Genomic DNA, 16,782 nt, shown 5'->3' with positions numbered 1-16,782 from the left:
TTGCGGAATGTACCAAAATGAAAATACAACAGAATGGTCATGATTTCACTGTCGGACAACGATGCTGCACGCCGTCTACGCTTCACTCCGCTATTGTCTTCCAGCAAATTTCCTGCATTTTCTGCATCAAAATGTTTGCAAAACTCGTCTATAATACAAAATAATTCTGTAACTTTGTAATCGGTAGTCATATTAAATATTTTTGTAACTAATTGATTTTCACCTATAAAGGTACAAAATATTTATGAGACTACCAACTTTTTATGAACAAAATCTTATCCCGAACTGGGGTAATCCATTAGTCGATGGTGTTGATGAATGAAGGAATACGACATGAGCTGTATGATGCCATAACTCGCATATTTGATTTGCATCCTCTAATAGTGTTTCATTATTTTTGTCTTGCATATTTAAAATGAAGACAATATGCTTGTCAGATGCACGTTTTGCGGCAATAACCTCACCTATTTGAGTGTCAAGATCTTTGTGGCATAAACTTTCATCGATTTCGGTAAAAACAGGAACAATATAAGGTTTTAGGTCGATGTTGCAAGTGTTGGTCATCATCTTATATCCTCTGTTGCCATAAAGTTCAAATGCTTTTTTGTAAAGCAAGTCATCGGCTGTATCATTAACGTCAGTTATAACTATAAGTGGCAGTTTGTGGTCAGTTACAAGATATTCGTCAAGAATAGTCGAATAACCTTCCATGTCAACCTCATATAACTGTTCGTTTGACAGTGTAATCAAGGATTCTTCTGATAGATTTTCGTCTAAGGAAGAGGTTTTATAAGTTCCTTCTTCAATCATAACAGCGATATCAAACAAAAAGTTGTGTTTGAGAGTTTTGGACACTTCTATCAATCGCTCAATATTTATAGCAGATGACTTGAATATGTTGTAAACCTCATTAATGGTACAATTCAAATCTTCTGCAAACTCTTTAGAAGAAAGCCCAGACTTGATAAATTTTGCGTAAATGGCTTTGCCAACGTGATATTTATTGGATTTGTTTTCGTTCATGATTAGTGTTTATGAAATTCAACGAGTAGCGATATATCTTAAAAGTCATAGAGTTCCCAGAAACCGTGAACAGAGTTGATACACTTATGGTAAGCTTCAAAGTTCTGGTGACTACGATGTTTGCTTTCCTTCATGTCCTCCTGTATCTTTTCCCAGTTTTCTTGAATTGTTTCATAGTTGTTGAGAACCTCAAACAATTCCTCATTAACCTCTTCTCGAAAATGTTTACGTCTCTGTTTTTCGCTCAGGTCATTCCACGATGGAATCACACGGTAACGTTGGAAAGATGCAGTGTTAACACCATCTGTAACCTTGGTTATTATTTTGTAGAATGATACACCACGGTTATTGTCATCAAGTAACCGGCAGCAAGTCGATTTCAATGTTATCATAGTTGTGAGAGATTAAATGTACTTCAGGTCCTTGCCTGTGATGATAGAAAGTGGTTTTACCAATCGGCATAATAGCAATCCAAAAAGGAAGCATATAATACGGACGAGAACCGAATACTTGCTCACTAGAGCAAACCAGACAAGGCAAATTGGCGAACAAACGAGTGCTATCGTCAGGAGTAGCATTATTGATGCGATGAAAGTTTTCATAAGCGTCTATATTTTGTATAAGGTGTAAAGATTATCCCCCATATCACGCATAGAAACCTATGCGTGAACGAGTATTGTTGTTGGAGATATTCTCTTCGTTGCAGATGGTGCGCAGATCTTCGAGAGTTGCGTTCTTACCATAAAGCACCCAGTTGATGGTTTGCTTACGAACAACATTCTCAATCTGACCACCACTGAAATCGTACGACTTTGCAAGCTCATCCGCATCGTACTCGCAGAGTTCAGGCATCATTGACTGCCAGATAAGGCTCTTCACCTCCTCCGACGGTTTGCTCAATTCAATCTTATAGATGAAGCGACGCTCAAAGGCAGAGTCGAGGTTGGAGGTGAGATTGGTTGTAGCAATAAGGATGCCGTCAAGATTCTCCATCTCCTGAAGGATGATGTTCTGCATGGCGTTCTCCATCTTGTCAACACTATGCTCAACATTCTCCGAACGCCTGCTGATGATGGCATCTGCCTCGTTGAAGAATAGAATTGGACAGAGAATGTTCTTTTCACGACTCTCCTGCACATAAGCGCGATACTTATCAAATACGTGCTTGATTCGCTTCTCCGTCTCACCCACAAACTTGTCGCGAATTTCAGATATATTCACAGGCATAATTGCACGACCTGTACGACGGGCCAACTGATAGACAGTTTCTGTCTTACCGGTGCCAGGGCCACCATACAGCAAGCACGCAAAACCAGTACGCATACCTGTTTCGCTGAGACGCTTCTGTACCTCCTTGAAGCGTGCCTCGTCAAGCAGGTTGCATAAGGTGTCAATCTGATGCTGCTCCTGGGTATTGTAGAACAGATACTTCTCCTTAACCGTCTCAGGTTCAACAAGACCACTACGAGAGAGCATAGAATTGGCATCCTCCATATTAGCGTATTCAGGCAACAAGATAGTGAGAGCCTTGTCTGTAAGCTTAAAGACATGAGTGCGTGCAAAGCCATCGCTATTGTCATTTTCCATAAGTTCCTTGCGAGAAAGATTGTTCTTGCCATCTTTGATTCCCTTGAATACCTTGCGCTCCACAAAAAGTGTTTCATAGGCCCTGTTGTAATCACCAGGACCAATATTGTATTCGCTATCCAACACAATGCACTTACAAGCAATAAGCACAGTAAGGAGTTCAGGAAACTCGAGATTGAGCTTCATGATTTCGGCAGAGAGAGTAAGATGCTGAGTATTCTTGATGAATCCCATGATTTTGTTTCTCATTGCATCATAAGTGACATTCCGGTCACGCTTAGCATCGATTATGTGTGATGTATGCGACATGAGGTCAACCAATGACCACTCACTTACTGAAAGGGTATCATAGGTATCGTTGTTGCCAATAACAGACTTGAAATCATCATCGAGCATGTAGATACTCTTGTTGACGCCACGTATGGTTTGCGTATTGCAATAAACGAGGTCACGCTCCACAAGATCGTTCATATCACTCTTGTATAGCTGCATCTGGATATTATTGATTCCAAGATGCTTTGCAAAATCACTGAACAGGCAACCGTCTTCGTCGTCAAGCAGTACGGCAACCATCACGCACTGAATAGTGTTCAGTCCCAAACGCTCGCTCAGAAACTTCACATCCTCCTTCACGCTGTCAAGCACTTCTTCCTTAAGCGCGCAGTTTTCGAGCTTGTTGAAAATGTTTACAAATGAAGCTACTAAACTCTTTGAGTTGTTGTTTACGGAATTTGATGTCTTCTTCTTCATATCTTAAAATTTTATATATTTTTTAATTCTGAAGCAAAGGTATGAAGAAATAATAGCAAAAACCACTTTTTTGTTTTCAAGCTCATTGAAAGCATAGTCCTATAATTAGTTAACATTTTGATAACATCAACTATTTCAAAACTTTATGCTTTCAATAAACTCAAAAGGTATTATGTATCGTTCAAGACAAAAGCAATGCTCATGTCATCTTTACTGACAGTTCTACTGTAATGAGACAGCACCTCCGGAAGTTGCGAAACCACATTCTCTATACCATCATCATTTATAGACTTTATGATGTTGCCATAAAATCCATAAAGCAATTCTCCGGAACCAAATGTGCCATCTATACCATCCGAACAAAGGAATACAGCTTTCGGAATCGATTCTACATCTCCGTATGCAAAACGAAACTCATTAGCTGCATTCTCATCACAAAGTGAGGTGGTCATATTGAGAATACAACGATCATCCCATGGAATGGGTTGAATCCACTCGCCTGCCTTGTTCTGCATAACGCATCTGCCATCGCCTATCTGTAATGCAAACCAGAAATGTTTTGTTTGGGCAAAAGCAATCAATGTACAGCCATACGACACGATATCTGCGCCTTCTTCAAGTTCATCTATCTCACGAGTCCATTCTGCTAATATGCTTGTGCAAAGTCTTTTTATGTTATCATCCGATTGGTGACTAAGCCACTTTGCATCAACATCATTGCAAAATTCACGAAGATGGTTTTGCGTAATCTGGCTGGCAAGTGCTGCGCCTGTAGCACTGTTGCTATGCTTTTCTCCGCTATGACCATCGCTCACAACGATGATAGCAAGATCATCGTCTGTCCAGGATAGCGAGGCATCCTGACACTCCTTTCCGGCATCAGCATGACTCGCTCCTTTTACTGTTTGGTTATATACGTATCTCATGATCAATCAAATTCGTCAATATCCAGTTCATTCATCAGTGCATCATCGCCAACATCGATACCCAGTTCACCTTGTAGTTCCATAGCAATAGCATCGGCAGTCAGTTGAGACTTTGAAGGTGTACTTCCTATAGGTGTTCCAGCATTGGCGGTTGCAACCGAACCATTGGCAGGAGATGATATTGTTCCACCACAGCTTACAGATGAGCTCTGGCTGCAAACCATAGATGAAGTTACAACTGCAACCTTTATAACAGTCTTCAGCGCATCGATGTTGTGAACACGGAACACCAGTTCTGGATTACCTGTAAACGTAGCAAGAACGTTCGTATCAGCATCATTGCCTATAGCAATAGCTATACGTGTAGAATGACGGAACCACGCATTATTGTTGAGAGCATTCATACCCGCTGTGAAATCATCAGTAGGGCCACCATCGCTGAGAAGAATAACAACAGGAGCATACGACCCCGAAGCTGATTTCAGGAAACCAGTCTTGTGAGACAACTGTCTGTTGAGTTCTTTGCAAGCCTCGCCCAAGCATGTCATGCCAGAAGCGGACTGATCATTCCATGTCAGCCCTGATGCAGTGACAGGTTGAGGTGTTAGCCATTCAACTGTATTGCTGAAAGTCATTGCAGAAATTTTGATCTCAGCGTCAGGATTGCTCTCTCCGATACCATTGATTATTGGAATCACATTGCGCACAGCATCATTGACAGCGGCAATCTTTTCTCCGGCCATACTACCAGAGACATCAATCATAAGGAAGAGGTTAAGGGTGCGACGAGCCGCAGGAGTAAGTTCGTAATCTGTAAGTGCCATAATATATAATGTTTAGTTGTTTATTTTATATGTAATTGTTGTTTCATTGTCGTTTATCTCAACTTTCATTCCTACCTTGGCAGGAAAAAATCCACGTGGAGCGACGGTAACGCTTTTATTTGATGGGGTGATGATTCTCCAATCATGCTTTGTGAGATTCTGTATGAGGAGAACATCACTGGTTCCCGGTTTCAGTACTACTCGTCCAGTTATCATGTCACCTTTACCTGTACGCAGTATGTTATTATTTATAAGAGGTATGGAACGGTCACCAGTCTCAAACCACATCATTACAGAGTGTGCCCCATTGCAATGATGGTTAATGCACGAAACGCTTGTTCTTGTAATGAACGATTCGTCACCACATAGCGGACATCTCACGAGAGAGTCACGAACTCTTGTAAGAATATCTATCCACTGCATTTCTGTTAACCTCTTATCGGGCGAATCCAATTTCCCTTTAGAAAACTCTTGCTTGAAAGTGTCTCTAAGCACATTAGGCAACAAGCTCCACATAAGTATTGCATTGGAATGAACTCCGCGAACAGGTCTGTTCTTTGTATCGGCATCATCATACATAAAACACAACTGTTCGCCGAAAAGTCGTCGCTCTATTTCTTCTGTCATACATGGATGGCGTACAACGTTCATTCCCTCAAACGGATGATCAATGCAGAAGAGCATGAAAATCATCACCGTCATACTGAAGCGGTCAGAGTAACTGTTTGGCATATTCTTGCCCATGACGATCTCAGGTGCAATATACCTTGCCTTGCCCAAGACTCCCGAACTATCGCCATGAGGAAAAACATTGTCACAGTCACATATCAGCAGATGTCCTGTTTCTGGGTGTATAAAGAAACCACCATCATTCAGATCCTGATACGAAAGTCCTTTGGCATGAAGAAGCCGAAATGCTTCACACAGTTCAATGGCTGCATTTAGAATAGCCCTGAACGATGAGAATCTGACCTTAGCCAACCTGTATTCGCTGAACTCGTAATAGCCATCAGGTTTGAGTGACATGATGTAACCAAAACTGCCAAACTTCTTCTTAGTCACAGCTCTGGGCCAAAGGAACGATGGTGAAGGAGCTCCTTCCTCGGCATTTTTCTGTAGGTTCTCGTAGAATATGTCAGATGGCATCTGCTTATACCATTTCAGCGCACATTCTTCGCCATTCACGGTTACGGAATAGACAAATCCCTGTCCGCCACTACCAAGTAACTTGTTTACCTTGACAACATCTCCGTTACGGAGTATCAAAGTTGTATTTTCTTTCAATTCTGTATTCATAGTCTATATTCTTGAAGTTTTCATATCTATGGTTTAGGAGCAAAAAACTGTAGATCTGTTGGACGGAACATTCGTGATAACATATAGCCATTCTTGACACGTCCCATATCATCGGTGTAAGTGATGAGATGACCTCGACCTTTGTTCATTGCTATCTGACGTAGTTTCCTGTTACCTACGTTCTTGCCAAACTGCTTTGCGAAGGCAATACCAGATAGCAGGTTACCTGTCACGATGTAAGCACGTTCGCGAGTGGAATTGGATAGTAAGGAATCCCATGTATCAATGGTTACCTTTGACAATCTTTGTCGCATCACGCCAAGATTCGTCTGGTTGTGTATTGTCATCAACTTCCCTTCTTCTGTCAGAGGTATATCCAACCTGCATCTGCCATCGTTCACCACAAATACAGCCTTGATGCTTGATCGTGTTGTCTTGCTTCCTATGACCTTAAAGCCTAGGAACAGCCCAACGGAAACGTAATCCACAAGTCTGTTGTCTTCAATTTCTCCTTCTGCAACAAGTGCCATTGGAATGCCAACTGCCTGACCGTTAGTAAACTTCTTGATAAGTTGACATAACAAACCTGTCTGCGTCTCAACCCTTTCTATCTGTGCATTCATCATATCCGTGTTGTTGGCGCGTTCTTCCAATTGCGCTACATGACTTGGAGTATAATGTGCCCCAGAACTACGAAGAAGGTTAAGTTGTCGAGTTGCATCATTTTGCAGTTGAATATAATACGCTTTTATGTTGTCTGCTTTCTGTTTGCAATGCGCATTCAGTTGTTTTACCAACACGTCAGTGCTTGTCAGGGTTGGGAGAATAGCCTTTATCTGGGTAGATGTCAAAGGGCGACTCAGCACATCAACTTCCACTTCATCGAGCATTGCATCGTTGCCAAACACACTTGCAGAGTTGCGTTTACCATTTCTGAACACCGACCGATTGAGCAATGTGGCATTGAGAGGCAGCACGTTAGGATTTAGATCATTTTCACCGATTTCGTCAAGATAGTTGATGAGTTCTGTATATCTGTGCATCACATCATCAAGTATTTCTCTTTGCTCATCACATTTAAGCAAACCCAGTGTACGCATGAAGCGAATAATGAATACCGTTTGGTCATCAGCTTTGACGAATGGACTGTCACCTTCATCCATGAAATAGATTTCTTTCTCAGGGTTGTCGTGAAGATATTCCAAAGCCACCTTAGTGCCATATTTGTTCAGCATGTCAAAACCAGCATCATCAGCGTGCTGGTTGGCTTCTACATTGGCGTTCAATGAACGAAGTTTACGCTCATTCATCATGAGGAAACGTTGTTCGGCAGGTATTGCAGACGATAATGTCACGAAGGAGCAATGTTGCAACTGTCCTGTTCTGTCGGCACGTCCATCAAACTGAGTCTGCCTGTCTGCACTGTCTTGATGTTCCCAGGTTATGACGGTTCGCTTACGCTTGTCTTTGAAAGCATCACAGCAATGAAGGGAAATACCAGATGACATTACTCTGTTTCCTATCAATACATCCAGATTGCCATTATTGAAATCTGCTGCCATACGTTTCTTGTCAATCTTCTTTCGCATAAATGCATGAGTCTTACCTGTAGCACCGTTTTTTATATTCTCGTAGTTTAAGGCCATCTTACGCTGGGTCATCTCGCCAACCTTATATCCTTCATTCTCAAGACTCTGTACAAAGTAGTCAATCGGACTTAAAGGCAAATCTGTCTGCGTATTATTTATTTTCCTGACAATGAAATCGTAAGCCTGTTTCGCATCGTCGCTATTAAAGAATTTTGTAAGATCCTTCAAGTCAAAAGTCAGTTCTACTTCATAAAACTTGGTCACCTTGCCTTTCTTTGTTGCAGCCAAAGCCTTGTACTTGAACATATCTTTAAGACAATTAAGAAGACTGAGGGCAAACTCTGCTTTTGGCAAAGCCATACCAGGTTGCACGAGATTGGCATAGTTGCTTTCCATCGTTCTGTTAATCTGCAAGATCGGTTTATGCCCTGCCTTCAGTTCTTCCAATGTTGCTTGTATGGCATCATCAGCCTTTATTGAGAAAAGGAGCTGGCGAATGGTAGGCGTCATACGTAGTGAGAAGTGCATGTATGATATGTGAGTCTTCTTTCTGATGAACACTTCATTCTTGCCGACTTTATGTTTCTTGCACACTATCTGTTCGGCAGATAGACTACTAAGATATGGCGTAATGAACTCATCCTGAAAATCATGGATATCCGAAATGAGGTCTATAACCTTATCATATCTTCCCTGCAAGGCTGCTATATCCTTTACATTATCGCTTGTATAGAGAGTGCGCTCCACATCCTTCATGTCACGCTGGCGACGTATCATCGAACCAGAAGCAACGAGTCCCTTTGCCATAACCTCCTGGAGTATCGGACCTCCATGTGAAATGATGTCGATTAGTTGTGTTGCAGACACATCTGCTTCGCCCATAGCAGTTTTCATTGCGTAGATAGGCATACTCGAAGGATATTTGGCGTATGTGGCAGACGCGAAACATACACCGCATGATTTCTGAACTGCCTCACGGAAGAATTCACCCACATTACTCTCTTCACCACTGGCATTGTGACTCTCATCCATGATAAGGTAAGAACCTTCGATAGCGTCCATCACGCTGCCTGCCTTCCAGTTTTTGGAACGTTCACGGCTAAGCTGCGAATAGGTGAGCAGCAGGAAGTCGTAGCCGGCAGGGAGTTTCTTTGTGTCACGGAATTCATTCATTTCCAATTCGTCAGGAAGATGATACCGTCCATTTTCTTTGTGACAAGGAAGTCTTCGCCTGAGATCTTATCTTTCAGCTTTGCGCCTTCAACAAGCATGAAGCGACCAGCTACCGTACGCTTGTATTCTTTGGCAATATTAGGGAAATCATTATTCATCATAGCTATTCGTTTTGATTGTTGGTAAGTGATTTGAGTTCAAGATTGGTAAGATGCAAGAGCAGACAGTATTTGTCGTCTTTCACCCTTCCTTCAAGGAATGCCCTGTATGGTGTACCGCCAGTGGACATCACCAGTGGACCAATGCCTTTAATTCCTGCGCCAACGAGCATCATACAGTTCTTTTCGTCGAGCATCTTTGCCATGTCATAAAGGAAGTCGAAGGTCAAACCATTGATATGCTTCAGCTGATATTTCCTGACGAATGCGAATGTACGCACAGCCTTGTCTTTAGGAATGAGTTTTCCTGTCCACCGGAGAGGAAAGTCTATATTGACGTTCGACTCTGTGGTATGGAATTTCTTTACTTCCATCTCCTCACCTTCGGGTGAATATCTAACTTGTTGCCTCAGTACCCTGTAAGCTACTTTACCCTTATTGTCAAGAAACACCTTCTTAACCTTTCCAAGGCGCATACCTACCATTTCCAAATCTATCTCCGGATCGCCATTGATGATTTCATCAGCAAGGTTTTCTCCGAATTTATCGTAAAGCACCTCAATGCTTGTTGCTGGTGTAGCTTTCAGGAAACGTGCATTGGTATATCCCATGCCGTCTTTGCGCTGCATCGTGACTGTAGGTCTGATGCCTTTCTGCTCAAAACCAACCTGCGCGTTGCGGGCTTTTATGTTTGATATGTTTATTGCTCTCATAATGATATTGTGTTAAAACATTGCAAAGTCCATCTCGTCTTCCAGACTCATCTCTTCTTCAACAGTATCAAGATATCCCAGCTGTTCCAGTCCTATGTATTCATAACCTCCGTCATTGCCTACAACAATGAACACGTTTGGACCGTTGGTGATGATGAATGCTGTGTTCTGCTCGTAGCCTCCTCGATATGAGAATGGAAACTTGTAGATATCATCTCCTATCTTACTTGATAGCAGCATAGCTTCATCGCCAGTCATCTGATAAACGGATGCAAGATTATGGTCAAGCATATCTTCTACCGAGGTCTTTTCCATAAGGTCAATACCTGTATCAAATGATGAGGGAATGGCTTTTACCTTATTGCCATAGGCATCGATGGCTATGAGTTCCGATCGTTCCATCCACAACGCGTCTTCACGAAGCATTCCTGTTTTGATATTTCCTGCTGGAATAATTGTAATGCCATCGCTATTGAGACCTGCTTGCTGGCAAAGTTCTCCATCGGGAGTCACTACTCGCATTTCATTCCAACCATATATCTTCTTGCGCTCCAACTTTACAGGAGCGACAGAGAAACTGCGTCCATTGATTCTTATATCCAGTTGCTTTGCCATAAGATAATGTCTTTATAAGGTTACACGATTAGTAAATGCGGCTGATTGTCCAGTCATAACGCTGGCATACGGTCTTGTAGTTGAATGCGTCCTGCCATGAAGAGAAACGACGCAAAGGTTTGTTGCATGAATCTAAAACGATGTACATAATTGTTCCTTTCTTTTTTGTGGTTTTGTTTTCTAATGTAAAGGTACAAATAGAATGCTTCGAAAACCAGTTAATACTTTTCAACCATTTTGAAAGAAAGTGTATAAAAAGAAAACCGACCAAAGATAAAACGCTTATCTTTAGTCGGTTATGCTTTTATAATTGTTGCTAACGAATATCAGAGAACTCGTCCTAATTTCAATTTCAGCTGATGAATTTGTATCATAAGGTCGAAGTTGAAGGCAACGAGATTGAGGTTGTAGGTTCGCTCAAACCATCTCTTCCATCCCTTGACATCCAGTGATGGTGTTTCGCCACTAAGGAGGATAAGTTGCAACTGTGGGAGGTCGAAATCCTCCTTGTGAGGGAAAGCAGCCTTCCACTCCGGATAGGTTATCATGGCGGTGAGAAGTGACTTCTGATCGCAGGAGTCAGAGTACCAGTGCATTGGGAAGCCGTCTGCCTTGAGGGTGTTGAGGGCAGCGAGATATTTCTCATCGTCAAGCCACTCCTGTTGCTTTTCATACTGATTCATGAGGAACTCCATCCATTCGTCGGCTCCGTCACAGTCAGGCATAATTGGGGAACCGCCTTGTGCCACCCAACTGCGCACCTCATCCTTGAATGCTTCGGGCCACGTCTTTACCATGCTCAGGCAGCGGTTGATGTGCTTCTGAGTTGTTTCGGGAACTGTTGGACGCAGGGATGCAACTTTCTTCTCTAAGTCACGGTGGATGAGCTTCATCTCCTCAAAGTCATCGGTCTTAAAAACTTTTGAGATAAGATAGTTATTGATGCCAAAGGTGTGGACATCATCTTTCATGAGCTCCTTAAGAAGCAGTTCCTCGCCCTTGTCGAGATTCATGCATGTGATACTGTGAATACTGTAAAGATACTCGAAACTTGGTTTGTAGTGGGAGTTACCATTCGGATCCTTGTAGTTCTTGATTTCTGTAATCTTCTCGCCTATATACTTTTTCAATACTGGATGCATACGTCCGGCATTCTCTTCCATGCGAAGCCATCCATGCATAATCTGGTAGGTCCAATGAAACTGAAGGAGCAATGCAGTTTCATTCCATTCTGTTAGTGACTTAGCAATAGCTTCACTGTCCCACGACTCAATGATGACAATGACGTGCTTAGTCTTGCCGATGGCTGCCGAACCATAGATAACCTTCAGTGCATCATTGACACACTTGCCTGCCTCCTTGCTCATTGGGGAAACCTTGAGCGAAGTGTAGATGACGTTATTTGGATAGTCGGCACCATCTTCAAGTAGTTTGTCTGCTTCTACACACAAAGCATTATCAGCACATTCCTCCACAAGATAGCTTGCGAAAGATGCTGTATCACAGAGAACGACAAGAGGCATCTTTGTCTCTATGTTAATATAACGACTGATGCTGACAGTCAGATCGTCAACCGACAGACTATCAGCAAACTTCGTGTACTTCCTTACCAAATCACCAAGTTGAACTTCCGTATCGAAGGTCTTTTCATGGTTTGAAGATTCTTCTCCATGCGCAAGAGAGTAATCATCCATCTTCTTCAGAATGACTCGCTTCTGTTCCTCCAGCCACATCTTATGGAAGGTGATGGCTGTCAGTCTTTCAAGAACGATACATTCCTTTTCGCTGTACTCATGCCCTTTCTCTTCCACGAGTTTACGTGAGGTGGAAGTACTTGGTGCCTCCATCTTGCCATAGATTTCAGTGAATGTATCAATATACCTATTGGCAAACCAGGAGTTGCTCCATCGTTTGGTGCCGACAAAGTCCTTGATTTTATTCTGGACAATGTCATTGAAAGTTATTTTCTTTGGCATAATATATTATATTTTCTATTCTCTATAATAAATCTGCCCTCATGAGAGCCATAAGCTCTCTGAGGCGCAGTTTTTTCTGTTCGTTGGTTATCATGCTGAAAGATAGTTTACGAGGTTAAGTACTTTTGCCGACTTGCGGAGCTTCTCAAAAGCTTTCATATTCAGCTGGCGAGTGCGTTCGCGTGAGAGTCCAATCTCTGCAGCGATATCGTCAAAGGTTTCCTGTGGACAACCGATGCCGAAATGATGGCACAGTACGTATGCCTCCTTATCGGTAAGTACAGACGCAATAACACGATTGAGGTCGGTTGACAATGATTCCATATCCATATAGCGATCTGTCTTGCTTCCAGAAGAAAGCATATCGAGATAAGTTGTATCGGAGTCGTCCCCCATCTTGGCATCAAGGCTGTTTGCCTTACGTGCAGCCTTCATGATGCTATTGAGGTTATATACGGAGATGCCGCTCATCTCAGAGTACTCATCAAGAGAGAGTTCACGACCTTCTGTCTGCATTACTTCCTTCTGCATGGCGAGGTAATCAGCGAAGACACGATGCTGGTTGGAAGGAATGCGTACAACACCGCCCTTGTTCATGATAGCGTTGTTGATGCTCTGGCGAATCCACCATACAGCGAAGGTGAGGAAACGGAAACCACGTGTCTCGTCGAAGGTTTCTGCAGCCTTCATCAATCCGAGATTGCCCTCAGAGATAAGATCGGAGAGTTCAAGACCAGAGTTGCGGAACGACTTAGCCACGCTGATAACAAAACGAAGGTTCGCTTTGACAAGCGCTTCCTTTGCCTTCTGTCCCTCACGTCCACCTTTATTTATAATACGCGCGAGACGTGCTTCCTCATCAGGAGTAAGCAACTCTATGTGGCTTACCTCACGGAGATAGTTTGATACGCAAATGCTGTCGCGAGAAGTGATTGAATTGTTGCTGATTTTGAACTCGTTCATATACCTTAATTTTTGTTGTTTTTGATTTTTTTTGCAAAGATACACATTGTTTCTAAGATAAGAAAATTCAAATTTTTCAACCTATTTGTACACTTTCTGTAAGACTAATCATTTTATTCGTATTATTTGGATTATCAACACTTTACGCTTTCAAACTGACTGAAAGTGATTTTGCGAGTTTTTTGTGTTATCTGCACAAATCAAGACTTATGTGCGAAAAACTCTCAACTTCTGTACTCATCACATTTATGGGTATTAACGAGTCATTTTCTATGGTCATTGACACCATATCGTGAGCGTATTCATCGCTTCCAACTTTGGCTCTTAGATAGAAGAAATAGACCCTCCCGCCATACTCTGTGTCAAGACTTAAAATCTTCTCTACCTCGTGATGTCCGTAATCGTCATCAGGGTGAATGAGAGAAAGTAAGGGAGTAGTTATCTCCTTTTCTTCTCCTGCTTCTGTCTTGAATCGGCAAACGGCTTCTATCTGTGGAGCAGTTCCACCTTCGCCAGTGTCCCACCAATAAACAGTTATAAGGCTATCGTCAGATATGACACAAGTCTTTGTAGAGTCAATATCACTTTGAGTTTCGATAGTCTCACCACCTTGTTTCTGTGAGCAGGCACATAACAAGGTGGTGAGAATAATTGATACAAAAACTTTGATATTCATTTAGAAGTCTTACTCTTCATCATCCCAATATTCCTTGGTAATCTCATCAGCTTCTTCCTTACTAATGGTTTTGTCAATGTTCTCGGCAACAAAGCAGTAAAGATTAGGGAAGCAATCAGATTTGAGTTTTGTAGCCTCAGTCCATGCCTGTGGAAAGTCATCAGGTCCATGACCATAACCAATATTATCAACAACAGCTGACACGCAGAGCTTTCCTGCCTCATTTATACCTATGCCGAAGATTGATACTGAGCAATCACCATTGTCATAGTATGCGCTGGTTTCACATTCCCAATCCGAGAATGCAATAAAACACTTCTCTCCCTTTTCCTTAAGGAGATCGGTAGCAGCCTGTAGGGCTTCATCATAGATAGCTTTTACTGCTTCATTGTACTGATTTGGATTCAAATTTTCACTCATAGCTTTATAGATTTATTTTTGCCTACCTCCTTTTATGCGAATCGGCACTTCTTTATGTGTGATTTGGTATTGAACTGACATATTAATCTTCGTCAACGTCGAACTCTTCATCCCACTCTTCCTCGCAATTACCCCAATGCTCTTCTGCAATATCTTCTGCTTCTGCTTTGGTAATTGTTTGTTCCAAGTGCATTGCATGATTTGCAAGTGGAGCACCAATCCTGCCAATCGTCATCAATCCAAGCTATCAAATCACCGCTTTCGTCCAGAGCTTCCATCAGCCAAAGATGTTTAAGATGAATGAGACAATCCAGCCGATTATCATGAACACTAACTTCAGGAGTGTTATGAGGATTAATCCACCGAAGATTACAATCAAGAATCCAAATAAGAACATTAGCATATTTCAAAGAATTATGATGTTATGCCTATTCCTTTGACGAGCGTTTCAGCTTCCTCTCACCATTCTTTCAGAATTACGATGCAAAGATACACGTTTTCCAGACTTATGAAGATAAAAGGGTGTCGGTAAAATCTATAGTGGTGTCGGACTTTTATGCAATCACAAGACTTCGTATCTCACCATTGCCGACCAAACGAACTGGTCAGAGTTTTCTTTCACTGTTGTGGCGGTAGCATATTGAATGTCTTTGACTAAAATCTTAGTCTCGTTTTCACTAAGGAAATTGTTGACCTGTGTCTCTAATGCATCAGGCAGAATTGCCTTACTGCGAAATAATTTAATCTGTTCCATATCGTATAAGTTTTATTTGTTACTCTTTGCGCTATTCTGTCCTCTATCCATCAATTCAAAAGTCATTTCTTATATCTTCACGTGCTCTTTCTTTATGCCGGAGAGCCTCTCTCCTTGCTGAAGAGGGCAGATACAATTTATCGTATAGTCGCCCTTCACGAACTCAGGGCGATGAGTTGGAGTTCCACCCCACATATTGAAGTTGTAGTCATTACTTCTCATCTTATAGTGTTGCAGGCAGACGGCCTTGAATGTGGACTTCAATTTTATGACCAAAGGCGTAGCTCCTGGTGCGTATTCATCCTTATCCAGCAAGTCGTTAACCCATGATGGTACAAGAACTATGTTCCAAAGATTTGTGAAGTACCTTGGATCGTATGCATTACCCCAGATATGCGAGATTTTATAGTTCTGGAAAATGGAGCTTATGCCCCCACTAACTGTATATCCTGTAGAACATTTGATTAGTGATCTCACCTGAGCATTGCCGTCTTTGTCTATTATTACAGGCATTCCTTTGTATTGTAAGCCTGTGGATTTTACAGCCACTTTCTTATCGGAGACAGATGGACTATATACCCCAGCCTCAGAGCTCCATCTTGCAGGAAGTTCTTGATTGTTGCTTAAAGCTGTCAAAATCTTCTTATGTCTATCGATGGCACTCTTTGGATCAAAAAAATAAGATTCTGCTATTGCCTTTTTTACAAGAATGTTTTCGCCGCCCATAGCATCAGCCAATGCCTCAATGCCATCAATGTGATATGCATCCTGCATCTCCTTGATTATCTTCTTATACTTTTTGGGGGCAGCAATAATCTTATCAAGGAAATCGAGGAATGACATGCAATAAGACTTGGCACTTTTGTGCTTAATATCAAAGTTGCCGACAGACTTGCGCATCTGTGATACGAGTGACTGTAACCCTGCAAAATCTTCCTCAGCAATCATTACGGGGAAGATGTCCTCAAAATTCTTTTCATCTGCAGTTGCAAAGTACTGCGTCAGTTTAAACCCGGCATGAGGATTGTAGGCTTGGGGGCACTTAGGCAATGGGTTCTTGACAAGAGACATATTATTGAAATAAGTCTCATAGATAACTTTTACGGTCTGTTTCATAATTTAGATTTTTACCCGTTGGCGGAATTAATTTAAGTTGATAAATATGAGTAAAAAGTTGTACATATCGCTGATTTTTAGTAACTTAGTGGTGATCAAAACATTAAGTTCAAACCATCGTATGTACAACCTTTATACAAAATTCGTCAAAATACTTGAGATATGCAAGCAATTCTCTGAAAATCTCGTCAATGAATCGGGTAATGTTCCACGTCGTGGTCCT

The 16,782-nt window shown here is 41.9% G+C and carries 17 protein-coding genes and 2 pseudogenes; 1 reads left to right on the top strand and 18 read right to left on the bottom strand.

The genetic code is table 11. The features are described from left to right. From ST42_RS14190 to ST42_RS01460, 18 genes and pseudogenes are all read right to left on the bottom strand, one after another. A pseudogene (locus ST42_RS14190) lies at positions 1–191 on the bottom strand (IS982 family transposase); the annotation flags it as partial. 70 nt (positions 192–261) lie between these two features. Further along, complete coding sequence (locus tag ST42_RS01535; RefSeq protein WP_044072018.1) at positions 262–1,023, bottom strand: hypothetical protein; 762 nt, start codon at positions 1,021–1,023, stop codon at positions 262–264. 38 nt (positions 1,024–1,061) lie between these two features. Then, positions 1,062–1,415 carry a hypothetical protein gene (locus ST42_RS01530; protein WP_044072016.1) on the bottom strand — a complete coding sequence of 118 codons (354 nt, stop codon included), beginning with the start codon at positions 1,413–1,415 and terminating at the stop codon, positions 1,062–1,064. A 253-nt stretch (positions 1,416–1,668) separates the two neighbouring features. Next, a complete protein-coding gene (locus tag ST42_RS01520) occupies positions 1,669–3,360 on the bottom strand; it encodes an ATP-binding protein (protein ID WP_052488181.1) in 1,692 nt (563 codons plus the stop codon). A gap of 170 nt (positions 3,361–3,530) precedes the next feature. Further along, positions 3,531–4,286, bottom strand: a complete 756-nt coding sequence (locus tag ST42_RS01515; RefSeq protein ID WP_042519705.1) for a PP2C family serine/threonine-protein phosphatase — start codon at positions 4,284–4,286, stop codon at positions 3,531–3,533. Positions 4,287–4,288: 2 nt separating this feature from the next. Continuing rightward, complete coding sequence (locus tag ST42_RS01510) at positions 4,289–5,110, bottom strand: vWA domain-containing protein (RefSeq protein WP_042519706.1); 822 nt, start codon at positions 5,108–5,110, stop codon at positions 4,289–4,291. Positions 5,111–5,122: 12 nt separating this feature from the next. Continuing rightward, positions 5,123–6,376, bottom strand: coding sequence for a serine/threonine protein kinase (locus ST42_RS01505; protein ID WP_197068896.1), 1,254 nt, complete (start codon positions 6,374–6,376; stop codon positions 5,123–5,125). Positions 6,377–6,432: 56 nt separating this feature from the next. Beyond that, entirely contained in the window at positions 6,433–9,168 is a 2,736-nt protein-coding gene (locus ST42_RS01500; protein WP_044072013.1) for a strawberry notch C-terminal domain-containing protein, read from the bottom strand. Further along, positions 9,165–9,329 carry a hypothetical protein gene (locus ST42_RS13735; RefSeq protein WP_156132545.1) on the bottom strand — a complete coding sequence of 55 codons (165 nt, stop codon included), beginning with the start codon at positions 9,327–9,329 and terminating at the stop codon, positions 9,165–9,167. The genes ST42_RS01500 and ST42_RS13735 overlap by 4 nt, the downstream gene beginning before the upstream one ends. 2 nt (positions 9,330–9,331) lie before the next feature. Then, positions 9,332–10,039 (bottom strand): hypothetical protein, encoded by a 708-nt coding sequence (locus tag ST42_RS01495; protein WP_044072011.1) that lies wholly within the window; start codon positions 10,037–10,039, stop codon positions 9,332–9,334. Positions 10,040–10,051: 12 nt separating this feature from the next. Next, on the bottom strand, positions 10,052–10,654 hold the full coding sequence (locus ST42_RS01490; protein ID WP_044072010.1) for a hypothetical protein: 603 nt from the start codon (positions 10,652–10,654) through the stop codon (positions 10,052–10,054). 326 nt (positions 10,655–10,980) lie between these two features. Continuing rightward, the gene (locus ST42_RS01485) at positions 10,981–12,630 is read right to left on the bottom strand and encodes a hypothetical protein (protein WP_044072009.1); all 1,650 of its coding nucleotides are present in this window, start codon (positions 12,628–12,630) and stop codon (positions 10,981–10,983) included. Between the two features lie 90 nt (positions 12,631–12,720). Further along, complete coding sequence (locus ST42_RS01480) at positions 12,721–13,593, bottom strand: sigma-70 family RNA polymerase sigma factor (RefSeq protein ID WP_044072007.1); 873 nt, start codon at positions 13,591–13,593, stop codon at positions 12,721–12,723. Between the two features lie 187 nt (positions 13,594–13,780). After that, positions 13,781–14,269, bottom strand: a complete 489-nt coding sequence (locus ST42_RS01475) for a hypothetical protein (protein ID WP_044072006.1) — start codon at positions 14,267–14,269, stop codon at positions 13,781–13,783. A 9-nt stretch (positions 14,270–14,278) separates the two neighbouring features. Then, on the bottom strand, positions 14,279–14,689 hold the full coding sequence (locus ST42_RS01470) for a hypothetical protein (RefSeq protein ID WP_044072005.1): 411 nt from the start codon (positions 14,687–14,689) through the stop codon (positions 14,279–14,281). Between the two features lie 82 nt (positions 14,690–14,771). Beyond that, the gene (locus ST42_RS13730) at positions 14,772–14,924 is read right to left on the bottom strand and encodes a hypothetical protein (protein WP_156139268.1); all 153 of its coding nucleotides are present in this window, start codon (positions 14,922–14,924) and stop codon (positions 14,772–14,774) included. Between the two features lie 327 nt (positions 14,925–15,251). Beyond that, entirely contained in the window at positions 15,252–15,443 is a 192-nt protein-coding gene (locus ST42_RS01465; protein ID WP_044072003.1) for a sporulation protein Cse60, read from the bottom strand. Positions 15,444–15,512: 69 nt separating this feature from the next. Continuing rightward, the gene (locus ST42_RS01460; protein ID WP_044072002.1) at positions 15,513–16,559 is read right to left on the bottom strand and encodes a hypothetical protein; all 1,047 of its coding nucleotides are present in this window, start codon (positions 16,557–16,559) and stop codon (positions 15,513–15,515) included. A gap of 46 nt (positions 16,560–16,605) precedes the next feature. On the opposite strand from ST42_RS01460, the pseudogene ST42_RS13725 reads away from it, so the two are divergent. Continuing rightward, positions 16,606–16,782: pseudogene (locus ST42_RS13725) on the top strand (IS982 family transposase); the annotation flags it as partial.

This window comes from Prevotella pectinovora (assembly GCF_000834015.1).
Taxonomy (GTDB): domain Bacteria; phylum Bacteroidota; class Bacteroidia; order Bacteroidales; family Bacteroidaceae; genus Prevotella; species Prevotella pectinovora.
The sequence above is the reverse complement of the archived record's forward strand: the minus strand, read 5'-3'. Positions and strand labels throughout refer to the sequence as shown.